The sequence below is a fragment of the Pseudomonas sp. PA-1-6B genome (assembly GCF_021609545.1).
Taxonomy (GTDB): Bacteria; Pseudomonadota; Gammaproteobacteria; order Pseudomonadales; family Pseudomonadaceae; genus Aquipseudomonas; species Aquipseudomonas fluorescens_BV.
Genome location: NZ_WJZM01000070.1, coordinates 1 through 13,189 on the forward strand (window position 1 = coordinate 1; position 13,189 = coordinate 13,189).

The 13,189-nt window shown below is 59.8% G+C and carries 14 protein-coding genes; 2 read left to right on the forward strand and 12 right to left on the reverse strand.

Annotated elements, in window-relative coordinates:
• Positions 1-187: 187 nt before the first annotated feature.
• On the forward strand, positions 188-637 hold the full coding sequence (locus GIV35_RS24095; RefSeq protein WP_236265359.1) for a GNAT family N-acetyltransferase: 450 nt from the start codon (positions 188-190) through the stop codon (positions 635-637).
• 129 nt (positions 638-766) lie between these two features.
• Here GIV35_RS24095 and GIV35_RS24100 read toward each other — a convergent pair whose 3' ends face one another.
• From GIV35_RS24100 to GIV35_RS24155, 12 genes are all read right to left on the reverse strand, one after another.
• The gene (locus GIV35_RS24100) at positions 767-3,010 is read right to left on the reverse strand and encodes a GMC oxidoreductase (protein ID WP_236265357.1); all 2,244 of its coding nucleotides are present in this window, start codon (positions 3,008-3,010) and stop codon (positions 767-769) included.
• Positions 3,007-3,498, reverse strand: a complete 492-nt coding sequence (locus GIV35_RS24105; protein ID WP_236265356.1) for a sorbitol dehydrogenase — start codon at positions 3,496-3,498, stop codon at positions 3,007-3,009. The genes GIV35_RS24100 and GIV35_RS24105 overlap by 4 nt, the downstream gene beginning before the upstream one ends.
• Before the next feature lie 4 nt (positions 3,499-3,502).
• Positions 3,503-4,843 (reverse strand): cytochrome C, encoded by a 1,341-nt coding sequence (locus tag GIV35_RS24110; RefSeq protein ID WP_105227383.1) that lies wholly within the window; start codon positions 4,841-4,843, stop codon positions 3,503-3,505.
• Between the two features lie 239 nt (positions 4,844-5,082).
• The gene (locus tag GIV35_RS24115; RefSeq protein WP_072447925.1) at positions 5,083-5,520 is read right to left on the reverse strand and encodes a hypothetical protein; all 438 of its coding nucleotides are present in this window, start codon (positions 5,518-5,520) and stop codon (positions 5,083-5,085) included.
• Positions 5,501-6,268 (reverse strand): SDR family NAD(P)-dependent oxidoreductase, encoded by a 768-nt coding sequence (locus GIV35_RS24120; RefSeq protein ID WP_200649084.1) that lies wholly within the window; start codon positions 6,266-6,268, stop codon positions 5,501-5,503. The genes GIV35_RS24115 and GIV35_RS24120 overlap by 20 nt, the downstream gene beginning before the upstream one ends.
• 8 nt (positions 6,269-6,276) lie before the next feature.
• Entirely contained in the window at positions 6,277-7,047 is a 771-nt protein-coding gene (locus tag GIV35_RS24125; RefSeq protein WP_054921636.1) for an SDR family NAD(P)-dependent oxidoreductase, read from the reverse strand.
• Between the two features lies 1 nt (position 7,048).
• Entirely contained in the window at positions 7,049-8,194 is a 1,146-nt protein-coding gene (locus GIV35_RS24130; protein WP_236265354.1) for an oxidoreductase, read from the reverse strand.
• A gap of 13 nt (positions 8,195-8,207) precedes the next feature.
• Positions 8,208-9,410: an AfsA-related hotdog domain-containing protein gene (locus tag GIV35_RS24135; RefSeq protein ID WP_236265352.1), complete on the reverse strand. Its 1,203-nt coding sequence runs from the start codon at positions 9,408-9,410 to the stop codon at positions 8,208-8,210.
• Positions 9,407-9,937 carry a DUF2867 domain-containing protein gene (locus tag GIV35_RS24140; RefSeq protein WP_236265350.1) on the reverse strand — a complete coding sequence of 177 codons (531 nt, stop codon included), beginning with the start codon at positions 9,935-9,937 and terminating at the stop codon, positions 9,407-9,409. The genes GIV35_RS24135 and GIV35_RS24140 overlap by 4 nt, the downstream gene beginning before the upstream one ends.
• A 13-nt stretch (positions 9,938-9,950) precedes the next feature.
• Positions 9,951-10,544 (reverse strand): NAD(P)H-dependent oxidoreductase, encoded by a 594-nt coding sequence (locus tag GIV35_RS24145; protein ID WP_052199940.1) that lies wholly within the window; start codon positions 10,542-10,544, stop codon positions 9,951-9,953.
• A gap of 139 nt (positions 10,545-10,683) precedes the next feature.
• Positions 10,684-11,259, reverse strand: a complete 576-nt coding sequence (locus GIV35_RS24150) for an acyl-homoserine-lactone synthase (RefSeq protein ID WP_057700767.1) — start codon at positions 11,257-11,259, stop codon at positions 10,684-10,686.
• Between the two features lie 159 nt (positions 11,260-11,418).
• Positions 11,419-12,120: a LuxR family transcriptional regulator gene (locus GIV35_RS24155; RefSeq protein WP_230960017.1), complete on the reverse strand. Its 702-nt coding sequence runs from the start codon at positions 12,118-12,120 to the stop codon at positions 11,419-11,421.
• Between the two features lie 487 nt (positions 12,121-12,607).
• On the opposite strand from GIV35_RS24155, the gene GIV35_RS24160 reads away from it, so the two are divergent.
• Complete coding sequence (locus tag GIV35_RS24160) at positions 12,608-13,171, forward strand: nucleotidyltransferase family protein (protein ID WP_202692131.1); 564 nt, start codon at positions 12,608-12,610, stop codon at positions 13,169-13,171.
• The last annotated feature ends 18 nt before the right edge of the window (positions 13,172-13,189 follow it).

Consider the following 13,189-nt stretch of genomic DNA (forward strand, 5'->3'; position numbering starts at 1 on the left):
GGCTGACAAAGACTGATTGATCGTCGTATGCTTTTTCATGGGCTCGCCCTCGCTGTCGTTGGCTTCTATAAGAATGCCACCGTGGCGCATAGACGCCTCGGCTTGGGCGAGTCCATCTAATTACAGGCGTGTTCATCACCTCAAACGAAATTGTTAGCATTGAACGCGTTTCATATTGGAGGCAGGGATGGATGAACGATATGAGGTTCAACGGATCACCCACCTTCCGCGCCAGATACTGGCGCTGGAAAAGGAAGCGATTGGCGAGGGTTTCAGGTTCCTCACTCGTCTGATTAACGAATGGCACTCTGGAGCAAACCGCTTTGATGCACCCGGCGAGTGTCTGATGGCGGCCTATTTAAACCAGCAATTGATAGGCATCGGCGGTCTTTCAGTTGATCCCTATGCTGACAAAAATGTGGCCAGACTGCGGCGGGTGTACGTCGCAGCTTCGGCAAGGGGGCAACACGTCGGGCAGGCGCTGGTAAAGGCGCTTGTTGAACGCGCCGCTCTCAGGTTTCAGGTCGTGCGTCTTTTCACGGATACGGCTGAAGGAAGCGCCTTTTATGAGCGCTGTGGCTTCAAGCGGACAGATGAGGCTCAGGCGACTCATATCATGCGGCTTGGCGGTTTCTGAGGCATTGGCTGCAATGGCAATGGCTCACGGCGTTAGGCGTGGCCGATAGCTTGTAAGTGACGGGATTGAGAGAGCAACCCCTCAACACTGCAACATCGCCGCAGCACTGTGGGGTTGCTATGCCAGCGCCTACACCGTCCCGAAACGTACCTCCACTGACAGACTGCCCTGGTTATCGCTCAGGCCAGCCCCGTAGCGCCCGGTCAGGTCGTCATTGATGCACAACTGCAACTCCCCCTGCTGGCCACGCGGCAATTGCGCCTGGTTGCCCACCAGGAACGGCGCGCCGCTGGTGCCGATACGCCCGATCAACGCGCCTTCCGCTTGACCGGGCAAGGTATAGCCGGGCTTGGCGGTCAGGCCTGGGTGGCCCGCCGCACCAACCATGCCGGTGCCCGGGTTGGCCGTCCACTGCCCACCGGTGCACACCGCCAGTTGCCAGCTCTGTCCGTTGACCTGCACGCCGGTGCCCTGCCAGGGGTCTCTGGCTTGCACCTGCACGGTACGCTTGAGCAGGTCGCTGGCGACCACGTCGGCGGCCTGGAAGGTCAGCGCGGTGATGGTCAAGGTCGGGTTGGCGGTGCCGGTGGAGGGGAACACGCCGTCGCCGACCAGGAACAGGTTGGGGTGGTCCCAGCTGCGCTGGTCTTTGTCCACCACCGACTTGTTGCGGTCCGAGCCCATGCGGTAGGTGCCCATCAGGTGGCCAGCGCCGTAGAAGGCGTAGTTCTGGTGGTCGTAGTTGAACACCGTTTGCGCGACGAGCGTGGGGTCGAGCGCGGGGTTCAGGTTGGTCAGCTCGGTGGCGCCCATCAGTTTGGTGATGATATGCGTGGCGGCCAGGCGCGCCTGCTTGAAGCCCTCCTTGGTGTAGTCGGACAGTTCGTAGGCGATCTCTGGCCGAGGCAGGCCCAAGCCGTCGGTGAAATGCTTGCTACTCTCCACCCGGCACAGCGCATGCTCGGGGTCTTTCTCCACTTGCTCAATCAAGAAGGCCAGGCGGAACTGGCGGGTCAGCACGCTGTTGAGCTTCTGCACCAGCGCCACGCCGGACAATGCCTCGCTCTTGTGGTCGGCGCCGCCATTGTTGGTGCCGCCATTGTTTTCGCCGTCGATAAAATCGCAGACCGTGGTGTACGGATCATTCGCCGACCAGTTCCAACCCTCGTTGCCGATCTCGATACGCCAGGCGGCACGCGTGCTGCGGAACGCACCGTCGCGCATGTCTTCGATCCCTGAGGTGGACAGTGGCCCACGAAAGGGGAACAACGGCTTGCCTTCAGGCATCAGGCCCCAGGCCAGGTACACCGGGTGGTCGGCCAATGACTTGCCGACCTGGCCGCTGCTGTTGGCGACCCCTTTTGGGCTGTGCGGGCCGATGGAGTTGAGCAGCAGCTTAGGCGTTTCGATCGCGTGGGCGGCGATCACGTAGCGCTTGCCCTGAGCCGTGCCGTTCTGTTGCGTGCCGTTGTTCTGGTACTGGATGAAATCGATACCCGTGACCCCGTTGGCATCCACCTGCACCTTGCTCGCCACGCATTGGTAGAGGATCCGCACATTACCGGTATCCAGAGCCTTGGCCATGGTCACGGTGGCGTCGTATTTGGCCTGGATCGGACAGATCGGCGTGCAGCTGGTGTTGCCGGCGCATACCCGGCGGCCGTTGTCGTTCTGCGAGTTACGCCCAGCCGGGGTTTGCCGCACGTTGAGAGTGATGCCCTGGTACTGCGTGCCATTGATGGCCTTGCCCACGCCCTGGTCGACCAACGATGGAGGAATGCCGTGCATGCTGTATTGGTAGCCCTGGGGGAAGGTCACGCCCAGGTAAGTCTGCAACGCCACATCGGCGGACACGCCCATCTCTTCCTCGGCGCGGCAGTAGGCGGTCTGCAGGTCGTCGTAGCTGATCGGCCAGTCGACCCCGACCTTGTACTTGCTCTGCATACGAAAGTCGTTGGGTAACAGGCGCAGAGCCGTGCCCATCCAGTGCCACATGGTACCGCCGCCCACCCGCTCGTAGGTGCTGGCGAACAGTCGCGGCCCGTTCTGTACCAGGTAGCTCTTCTGCACCTTGTCCTTGTCGTGGCTGCCGGCGGTGATCAAGTCCTGGATAGTCGCTCGCGGGGCGAACTGTTTGGCCGGGGTCTGCTCGCTCTGCTCCGGTGGGTAGGGCGACTCGGGCGCCTTGAGCACGGCCGTGTAGAAACGCTCCAGGTACTCGCTGCGGTTAGGCGGTATCGCCGGGCCCGACTCGAGCACCAGCACTTTCAAGCCGGCCAGGCCCAGCTGGTAGGCCATGACGCTGCCGGCCATGCCGGCGCCCACGACGATCACGTCGGCGGTTTCGATGTTCTGGGTGTTTAGAGTGCTCATGGCTGCTGCCCTTCCTTGGCGTCGACACCGGTGAATTGCTTGAGGGTCGGTGGCTGCTCGGCCCAGTAGCCGAAGTGGTACTCGCTGTAGCCCATGGGGTGGGATTGGGCGATTTTCCACGCCCAGCTTTCCTTGTAAGCCTGGTCGGAGACCACGCGGATGTCACCCGTGTGGGCGACGCCTTGGTCATAAGGCTGGTACCAACTGCCAAGCAGCCACAGCTTCATGATCGAGCGGGCGCCTTTGGCGATCTGCGGGTCCGAACTGCCGAGTATGGCGCTGGCGATCTGCTTATGGGGTTGGCCTTTGATAGGGACGTACAGGTTCAGCAGTTTGCTGAACGCTTCGGTGCCCATGCCTTGCTGGGCGGTGTCGAAAAACACCGGAGGCAGGTTGATCGGGTCGACGGCAGGCGCCAGCAGCTTGGCTGACAGGCCAGTGAGCTCGGCAGACAGGTCGATGAAGTCTTTCAGGTTCGGGTCGCTCATGGCATCACTCCTTGGCACCGGTGGATTGGGCACGTTCAAGCAGAAAGGTGAAATCGGCGAAGCTGGTGCGCGGTGACTGGGTCACCCGGGTGGTCGCGTTGTTGTGGCATTCCATGCAACTGGATGAAGCCTGCGGCGTAGTGCCCTGGTTGTAGGTTTCCAGCGTGGCGTTGGCCAGAAAGTTCGGCGCAGGCGTGCCCAGCGGGTTGGTTGGCGACGGCACCTGGCAGTCATCGGCGGGGGCGGTTGGCCATTGGGTGCTGATCAGTTGGTAGTTGGCCCACACCGTACCCTTGAGTGCGCCTTGCCACTGCGCGTTGAGCTGGTGGGTTGCGGCGGTGAGCGGAATTTCCCGCACGATCTGCGAGGGCGTGGCTTTCTTCGACGGGTCCCACGGCTGCGCGGGCGGCTCGTTCACCGGGCGGTCGCTGGCCTGGGCGTTGTAGAACAGGTAGGGGCCCTTGCGCTCGTTCATGGGGGTGGTCTTTTCCGGTACGTTGCGCACGTGCTCGAAGCTTGACCACACCCACTGCGGCGCATCTTTGGTCTTGTGCACGATGTGCAGGCCGACCAGCCCGACCTTCTGCGCGTTGCACGATTCGGGGATCACCGCGCCCTTGCTCGGGTCGGCGTTGCCGGGGGTGTAGACCAGCGCGTCGACGGCGTGGAAGTCCTGCGGGTTGTCGTTGCCGCCGAGTACCTTCCAGGCCGATTTGACCATGATCGCGCCGACATGCTTGTCTTTCTGCGAGCCGCAGGAGAAGGCGATGCGGTTGTCGGCCTTGGTGAAGAAAGCCTGTTGGCCTTCCTTGCTGTACAGACCATTGTTGACGATGTTGTCGAACATCGGCTGGTTGACCATGATCGCGTTGCGCGTGTAAGTGCCGTTCTGGTCCACCAGTGGGCCGGTCTTGAACGGCTGGATGGTCTCGTCGAGCACACCAGCGACCTTGCCCATCTGCTGCAGCACGGGCAGGTCACCCTTGCCTTGGCAGGCCGGGGGTAGCGGCGCCTTCTGGTTCCAGGCGACAGGCTTCTGGCCTTGGGGCAGGAAAATCTCGTAGCTCTCCTTCCACGACTCCCACACCGTCTGCCCCGGCGCGCCGATCTGCGCCGAGGTATTGGCGCTGCCGTCGGCGTTGGCGGGCCAGTTCAGCGCGACGAAGGTCTGCCACGACAGCACGTCGAAATCGTGTTGCAGGTTGTCCAGGGTGAAGGGGGCATTGGCGGTGACGTCGAAGGGAATCGCAGGTGACAGCGGCGGCGGGCTGGCCGCATCGGCCATGGCGAGCACGCTGGTGAAGCTTGCACCCAGGCACGCCAACCGTTTCAAGGTTATTTTCATTATCGTCTCCTCAGCAGATAAAGCGTCGGGACGACGAGGCGTACTGGCCCTTCATGGACCGATAGTTCAGCGTTATCCCTTACGCTAGGCTGAAGGCTAGCCGTTGCGCTTGAACCTCCAAAAAAATCCGACTAAAGGTAGGGATAAGCAGGATGGCTCAGTGGGTGGATGGTCCGGGGGCGATGTCGAGGAGATGAAGGCGGGGCCTTCATCAAGCGCCAGGTTGGCCCCCGGCAGGATTAGTAGGCGCGTGCCTCTTCTCGGCTGGATGGGGCACCGCTGCGCTCGAATAATCTATGCGAAAACTCCAGCACCGCCAGCAACAATTGAACGGCACCCAGCACCAGCAGGAAAGGTGAAGCGCCACTGCTGACGGCTACTACCTGCACTACCACTACGATCACGCGTAGCAGGGCGCTGAGACGGGCATGTTCGCGTGTAGGGGCTCGCCAACGTACAACGCCCCACACAAGGTATGCCCAGGCGCCGATGTTGAGCAGGAACATGGCGGTGGGGTCGAGCGCCGAGAAGTGGCTGTCGAAGCCCAGTTGCAAATCAACCCATTGGATCAGTGCATAGGCCCAGACGGACACGATCGGCAAAGCGAAGGGAGCCATCGCGAGAATGTCGTATGCAGCGCCGACACGTACGATTTTTTCATGGGTGGATTGGGTCATTGCGGGTCTCCTCCTGGAGTGGCTGGTTCAACAAGTCGCGGATTTCCTGGAACTCACCCGATTTCAGTCCAAGATGATGGCGCTCGGCCAAGACCTGAACGATATGCGCAGCGCGGGATTCTGCGTCGACGATGTAGCCGGGCACTGCCGCCCGTTGGCGGAGTGCGACAAGGTCACTGAAGCGTTCGTCCGCCGCCATGATGGTCTTCGCCACCGTCGTCTGGACGTTGCAGAGCCCCAGCACGGCAAAGAATGTGTGTGGGTTTTCCAAATGATAGATTTTTGCCAGAGCGTTCAGCGCCGCCTTGGAGACCGAATATGAGAGCATCCCGGCACGTTGGCGCAGTGCCGAAATCGATGATGAAAACACCACGGTGCTGGGAGGCTGCCTCGCACTCAGCAGGATATCCAGGACCATTTTCACCGCGCCCAGGTTAAGTGCCAGGACGCTGTTGAACTCCTGCATCGAAGTTTGCGTGGCCAGTTGTGGAGGGCTGCCGAACCGACCCGCATTCAGGTAGACGGTGTCTACCGGGGCAGGGGAGCGCGACAGCAACGCCTGCAAGGTTGCCGGGGCGCGGTCGATATCGGTCAAGTCGCACCTGAGGAAGTGAAAGCGCTCCTGTGACGGGATATTGGCCGCAGGATTGCGTGATACCGCGAGCACCTCGTCGCCCCTGGCCAAGTGATAACGTGCCAGAGCGTTGCCGATACCGGTGCTCACACCGGTGATCAATATGCTAGCCATGATTGCCCCTAGAATTTACCGATGTGATAGCCGCCATCGGCACTGAGCACCGAGCCGGTGATGTAGCTGGATCTGCGGCTCAACAAAAACACGATCGCGTCGGCGATTTCCTCTGGATGGGCAAAGCGTTTCATGGCGGTCACGTCACGCTTGCGCTGGGTGTTTTCCGGATGGGCCGCCAGCCGTTCCGCAGAGTTCATACCGCCCAGTGTCGGCCCGGGCGCTACGGCGTTGACGCGTACGGCAAAACCGGATTCGCTGTCGCAGGCATTCTCCATCGCGGCGACCTGCGTCAAGGCATTGAGCGCGGTCTTGCTGGCGACGTAGGCGGCCTGATTGGCCATAGGCATCACGCCCGCGCACGAAGACACATTGACGATCGCCCCATCGGGGTACCGGCTGATCAGTTCCAGTTCTTTTTGCAGGCAGTAAAAGGGGCCGTTCAGGTTGGTGTGGATGACCCTGTCCCAATCCTGCGGTGCGCTGGTCGCGATCGGCGCGTAGGGGGCGGTAATGCCTGCGTTGTTGATTGCAAAGTGCAACTGATCCACCTCGCCAGCCACCGTCGCGAATGCCTCGGCTACGGACGTGTGCGACGCCACATCGCAAAAGATGAACTGCGCCGAAGCCCCCAGTATCTCTAGCGCGGCGTCGGCCTTTTGCTGGTTCCTGCTCATCAGGAACAGGCGTGCGCCCGCTTTGGCCAGTTGTTTTGCCACCGCCAGGCCGATGCCGCTGGCACCGCCGGTAATGACGATGTTTTTGTCTTGAAATTCCATGTTATTGATTTCCGTAGTGGATGTGAGCGGGACGCTTGTAGTGCTCATTCACGCAGCAATACACCCGGTCGAGTTGCGGGTTGCTCTTGTCCCGAAAGCAGTTACCGTCAAACCGGCATTGCTGAACCTTGTCTTCATGGCCGGCGAGCGATTTGTTGATCAGGTCGTTATCGGCAAAAAGGGCTCGGCTCATACCGATCAGGTCACAGTGACCCAGCCGCAGTTGATTTTCTGCTTCCAGCAGGGAGCCAATGAAACCGGCATAGCCGACCGGCAGCGAGGTGAATGACTTGATCAGGCGTACCCCTTCGACGAACTGTTGCTGAATCGTCGGATGGGCAGACAGCATGTAGCGGAAGGTTTCCTTGATGGTGATCGAGCACATGATTGCCGAGGTCCCGGCGTTTTCCAGGGCAGCCACCACATCCTGGAGCAGTTCCGGTTGCTGCCCGTTGGCGCCTACGCAATCATCAATGCCCAAGCGCACGGAAACCTCCAGCTCTCCTGCGGTAACCCTGTGAATGCGGTCGATGACTTCCAACAGAAACCGCGCTCGCTTGAGCGGGCTGCCGCCGTAAGCGTCATGGCGATGGTTGGTCCAGGGCGATAGAAAACTGCTCAGCAGGTAGCCATTGGAGGCCTGAAGCTGGACCATCCTGGCGCCGGCCTGTCTGGCTCGCAGAGCCGCTTGAGCAAACTGATCGCAAACGGCGTCGATGTCCTCGACACTCATCTCCAATGCCTCGGCGCCGCGGCTGCCGGATAACGCACTGCGGCTCGGGCAAAGCAGCGGTTGGCCGCTGATCTGTGTGCCACCTTGGGCGCCGTAATGCTGAAGTTGCACCACCACTGGACAGTCCCGCTGGCGACCGTACTCCACCAGCGGCGCGAGCTTTTCCACGTTGGCATTGCTATGCAGGCACAGGCCTCGCGCATGCAGACGCGTGGAGGGCGCTATGGAGGAGTTGCCCAGCACCACCATGGCGCAGCCACCGTCGATCACATGTTGATAGAAACTGAGCATTTCCTCGGACAGCGAACCGTCCGAGGTGGCCAGGTCGATGCCCATCGGCGCGAAGTACACGCGGTTTTTCAGCGAAACGCCCTGACCGATCATCAGTGGGCGTTGTGATAACTCATAGCTCATGGGCGCAGGATCCTCATGCCACGATTTGCTCGGGGGCCAGAGGGTCAGGTGAAGAGCCAGCGTTCCATTGCATCTGCCCGGCAAAGAAGCAGTGGCACTTGATCGTTTCACGCAGTTCGCTGGCCTGGCTCTTGGACAGTTTGTCGAACACCAGCACGCGCTGGTCGGGTTCGCCGGTGGAGCAAGTCGAAGCAACGGGCAGGCTGAGGAAGCCGCCCCCTTCGATATACAGCGATACGGTCGTGACCGTGCTCCAATTGATGCCTTCGGCCTGGTGAGTCACCAGCACGCCCAGTACCGAGAGCAGGCTCAGCCTGGCTTGCAGCGCACTGTCGGCGTGATGCACGAGGATGTTCTTGGGCAAGCGATCGGAAGGGGTGAACCAGTGATCCTGAGGGTAGTTCAACGAACGCATGCGTTTGAACAGCGGTAACTTGATCACTGCGCCTTGCAGCCAGAGACGCGATACCAGCCGGCCGTTCTGATAGAAGTTCGCGCACTTGTCGATGGACTTGGGTTGCGATCGCTTCAGGCCGTGGGTCTGTTGCACCACGACTTCGACCTCGTAAGCCGATTCGGTGTAGGCGTTGAAGGAAATGCGCAAGTCTTCGATGGAAATGGAAACCGCACCGCGCTGATGGCCCAAGTAGTTGTAGACGTAGTGGTACATGGCTTGCCTGGCCACTTCGATCAACATCAGGCCCGGTACATGTTCGTGCTGCTTGTTGTAGAAGTAGTAATTCTTGGTGTCGTTGATCAACAGGTAAGAGCCCTGCCTGGCCTTGTCCCACTGCGCGAGCGACTCAAGGCATTCGATCATGCGTATTACCTGGTCGGGCGGTATGTGGGCATCATCGCCCTGAAAATGCTGGGCCAGGTAGCGTTGGGCCTGGTGGGGGATGAATTCAGCCGTGAGGATGAAGCGGTCGTCGCACTCGGTATAGAAGTCAGCCAGGCGGATCTCGAAGGTGGAGAGTGTGCCGGCCTGTTCCGCACTGAGGGTCAGGGGCAGATGGCGCAGCACATACCGGCCGTCTTGGGCACGGTACAGCTGTTTGAACAGGTCCTGATCCTGGGGGTTGCCAGCAGCCAGTATGTCGGCACCGATCGAAGCACTGAGAAAGCTGGGCAGAATCAGCCTGGGTCGTCCGATCAATACATCCCTGGGTGTGTCTTTGTGCAACAGATGAGGGTCAATTGAGTCTGCGCTGTTCATGAGTTGCGATCTCCAAGTGAGCGAGTTGGGGAATGTAGGGGGAGACGGGACAGCAAACGCTTGATGATGAGCCCATGTACCGGCGCCACCGGCAGCATGTACAGGCGGCCGAACGTGTTGAAGGTCTTGACGGAGGTGGTGATATGCAGGCAACGCGGTTGCGTGCGTGTGGTATCGATCGAGACCATGACCGCCAGGTGGGTATCGCGTGAGGTCAGTACCAGCTTCTGTGCGCTGATGGCTTCGATGGTGAAGAAGTCGAGCTTTTCGCCGACCACCGGGGCGCACTGGGGTGTGACACCCGAGAACCCGCCGATCCGCTCGACGTGAAAGTGCTGTGAGATGCTGTCGCGCAACCTGAACGCGCCTTTGAGCCAGGCGGGCGTCGCGGCAGTCATCTGGCAGTACAGTTCCAATGGCGTGGCTTGGGTGTCGATGAGTGCGCTGGCAGAGTGCAGAAAACCCAGCTCGTTGCGCGCGGCCACCAGGCTGACGCACGGTGGGATCTGGTTATTTGACGTCTTCATGGGTGAGGGCACCTTATTGCAGCAGCGCGATTTGTGCCTGCTCGGCCTGCAACAGCATGTTCTCGTAGAGTTGGTCGGCGCTGGCCTGGTCCTCAATCACTTGTGCGGCGACATTCCGAGCGGTGACGTCGATTGATTCGTCATCGATGAACACCGATTCGTAAATCCCGACTACAGGCAGGTAGATGCCTTTGACGTACGCCACCGTCTGCTGCAAAGGCCTGAGCAATTCATCCAGGGTGTAACGGTTGAACCCGCCGGCGCGGTAGCCGGTGGAGGGCGCACCCACTGTGGTGATGATCATGAATTCCTTGTCTTTGAGCTTGTCGCCGCCGCGTGCGTAGGCATAGCCGGGGGTGAAGACTTCATCGATCCACTGTTTCATGATTGCCGGGCAGGAATACCAGTACAACGGAAACAGCAACACGATGCGGTCATGGGCATTGAGCAATGCCTGCTCTGCACCCATATCGAACCCGGTGGGCGTCACCGCGCTGGCCAGGCTATGGACCTTGACGCCACGCTGGCTGATCTTGCCCATGATCGCGGTATTGACGCGGGAAACCGAAAGATCAGGATGGCCAGAAATGACAATGACTTTTTTCATGTAGATCGTGTGTCCCATTTATAGTCGGTTGGAATGCCGATGCAGCGTTATTTAAGAGCAGGCGCCTGAGGTTGTAACCTAACCTTTTGGGGAGTCGGCTCGGCCGACTTGCCCGCAGCGGCAGGCCATTTGCGCTGCTTCAGGCCACTTCTCGATCAGCCAGGCAGGGCGGCACACTGATCCAGTTGGCCATGATCTTGTGCCCGTCGATCACGGTCAGCTTGCCCTCGCAATGAGCGTCGAACCCCGCGTTGCGCAACAAGCGGGTAATTCCCGGCGGCGATACCGTGATCAATTGGCGAACCTTGTGGCAAGCGGCGACCTTGAGCACTTCGTGCAGCAGCGCCACGGCGTTGGGCGATGACAGGGAGTGGCCCGTGAAGGTCTGTTGTTGCAGGTCGACGGCGGCAAACCGGGAGATTTCCCAGATGTGCGCAGAATGAGGAAGTGCCCGGCCACCCAGCACCTGGGGGAACACTTCCTTGAGCAGATAGGGCTTGTGCGTGGGCAGCAGCCGCGCCACACCGACGATGTGTGGGCCTTGACGGGCGATCACGTACACCGTGTCGTCGCGGTCAAATTGGTCCAGTTCCTCACCGACCGCACAGTCCAGATGCCACCCAAGTTTTTCGACAAATACGCGATAGCGATACAGCAACAGGGCCTGCCACAGCTCGGTCGGTAATGTCAGGCGCGTACCCGTGGTTATATACATGAGGAACCCTCGGCAAAAAATCGAGGGGCCATTCGGCAGAATAATCGAGCACTTAGGTACTGCTCTTTTGGGCAGGTGTGTCGTAAGGGGGCGCGTATTATTGTTGTTGTTCACACTGAGCGACATTAACGCATCAGGGGGGCGCCAATCAGGTGTGTGTCAGACGAGCAAACCCAGTGAAGTGGCGCGCACGACGGTAGCGGTGCAGTTATGCACGCCCAGTTTCGAGCCTGCATTGCGCAGGTGGAATTTGATGGTTTCCCGCGATAGCGAGAGGATCAAACCGATCTCGTGGGCGGTCTTGCCATCGGCTGCCCACTTGAGCACTTCACATTCACGCTGCGACAGGGTTTTTTCCTGCGGTAACTGCCAGTGCGGCGTCAGCACGCGCAAGAACCCCTGATGAGCGACATGCACCAAAAACCGCATGTATTTTTGATTGGCAGCAAGCTCTTGGGCCGTAATAGGGTCATTGGAGCGCGCCAGTGTCAGCATGCCGCCGCTGCCGCGGCCGTCCAGGCAGGATTGCGCCCAACCATGGGCCAGCCCGGCGCCGCGGGCTTCTTCCCACATCTGCGGGTTTTGCCGGGTCATTTGCTCGTCCCAGACAATCGGTATCGTCGATTTCGTGCAGTGCTGTACCGTCGGGTCCACGGCGATGTATTTGCAGTGGGCGTAGCGTTGTCGCCATGAAGGCAAAAAATTATTGCTCATCACGATTTTAGGGCGGGTGACGGGGATAGGGATTCGGATTCCATAGGCGCAATAGTCGAACCCCAGGTGTTTTGCCGTGCTGACGATCCGAGCCAACAATTCAGCTTCGGTTCGGGCATTGTCGATCGTGTCCAGCACATCATCCATCCACTTCACTGTCATTCTCCTTGAATTGACCTTTACGCTCTATCTGCGCCGAAAACCATGACGGCACTACGCCGGTGTCATCAACGGTGTGGGTTTAGATGCTCGGCGTTAAAGTTAGACACATTTATGCAGCGCTCTGGGCCTTCTTACTTCAGGCGCGAGAAGGCGTTGCAGGTATCGCGATACGCACCTTTAAGAGTGAGCAGTGGGGCGTGCAAGGGGCGAACTCCATTTAGCCGGCGTCCTGATCAATTTCAGCGGGGGCAGCTGAGGTAAGGCGTGTAAGGGTAGTGCTGCGTAAAGTTGCTTTACAAGCAAGCGGGGGCATTCTTCATGTTGGTTTCATTTGTTCGGCTTCGCGCCGAGTTGTACGCAGGGCGCGAGGTGATTTCGTCAAACTTCTGATTCGTTTCGGTGTTAAAAGCCCGCGCCTACAGAAGTGACATGTTGGGGTGGTATTGTTGCGCCAGATTATGGAGGACTGAACATGACATTGACGGTCGACACCCTGCTCGAATTGGCCATGGCCAACCCTATCAATGCGCACATCACCGCGCGCCTGCCGGATCTTGGTGTGCAGCAGTGCATGCTCACGGCGGGCTGTTTGTTCCAGGCGGTGTGGAACCATCAGGCGAATCTGCCGGCGGCTCAGGGCGTGAAGGATTACGACGTTTTTTACTTTGACGAGGACCTGTCCTACGAGGCGGAAGACGCGGTAATTCGTGCGGCGCAGGTGCTATTCCAAGACCTGGGGGTGAATGTGGAGGTCAGGAATCAGGCGCGGGTGCACCTTTGGTATGGTCAGCGGTTTGGCCGGCCCTACCCGCAGTTGCATTCGGCCCGGCAGGGGGTTGACCGTTACCTGGTGGCGGGTACGTGCATTGCGCTGGATATTGCCTCGGGCGAGGTGTATGCGCCTTATGGATTGGAAGATGTGGAGCAGGGCGTGCTGCGCATCAATCCGCTGCACGCGGAGCCCGAGCTGTTTTTGCACAAGGCCCGGAGTTATCAGGCGCGTTGGCCGTGGCTCAAGATTGTCGAGCCGGGCTGAGCCCCAATGCTGTAGGAG

Bases quoted from the DNA above. Each gene is read 5' to 3' on its own strand.
- GIV35_RS24095 (WP_236265359.1), top strand. From the start codon at position 188: ATGGATGAACGATATGAGGTTCAACGGATCACCCACCTTCCGCGCCAG.
- GIV35_RS24100 (WP_236265357.1), bottom strand. From the start codon at position 3,010: ATGAGCACTCTAAACACCCAGAACATCGAAACCGCCGACGTGATCGTC.
- GIV35_RS24105 (WP_236265356.1), bottom strand. From the start codon at position 3,498: ATGAGCGACCCGAACCTGAAAGACTTCATCGACCTGTCTGCCGAGCTC.
- GIV35_RS24110 (WP_105227383.1), bottom strand. From the start codon at position 4,843: ATGAAAATAACCTTGAAACGGTTGGCGTGCCTGGGTGCAAGCTTCACC.
- GIV35_RS24115 (WP_072447925.1), bottom strand. From the start codon at position 5,520: ATGACCCAATCCACCCATGAAAAAATCGTACGTGTCGGCGCTGCATAC.
- GIV35_RS24120 (WP_200649084.1), bottom strand. From the start codon at position 6,268: ATGGCTAGCATATTGATCACCGGTGTGAGCACCGGTATCGGCAACGCT.
- GIV35_RS24125 (WP_054921636.1), bottom strand. From the start codon at position 7,047: ATGGAATTTCAAGACAAAAACATCGTCATTACCGGCGGTGCCAGCGGC.
- GIV35_RS24130 (WP_236265354.1), bottom strand. From the start codon at position 8,194: ATGAGCTATGAGTTATCACAACGCCCACTGATGATCGGTCAGGGCGTT.
- GIV35_RS24135 (WP_236265352.1), bottom strand. From the start codon at position 9,410: ATGAACAGCGCAGACTCAATTGACCCTCATCTGTTGCACAAAGACACA.
- GIV35_RS24140 (WP_236265350.1), bottom strand. From the start codon at position 9,937: ATGAAGACGTCAAATAACCAGATCCCACCGTGCGTCAGCCTGGTGGCC.
- GIV35_RS24145 (WP_052199940.1), bottom strand. From the start codon at position 10,544: ATGAAAAAAGTCATTGTCATTTCTGGCCATCCTGATCTTTCGGTTTCC.
- GIV35_RS24150 (WP_057700767.1), bottom strand. From the start codon at position 11,259: ATGTATATAACCACGGGTACGCGCCTGACATTACCGACCGAGCTGTGG.
- GIV35_RS24155 (WP_230960017.1), bottom strand. From the start codon at position 12,120: ATGGATGATGTGCTGGACACGATCGACAATGCCCGAACCGAAGCTGAA.
- GIV35_RS24160 (WP_202692131.1), top strand. From the start codon at position 12,608: ATGACATTGACGGTCGACACCCTGCTCGAATTGGCCATGGCCAACCCT.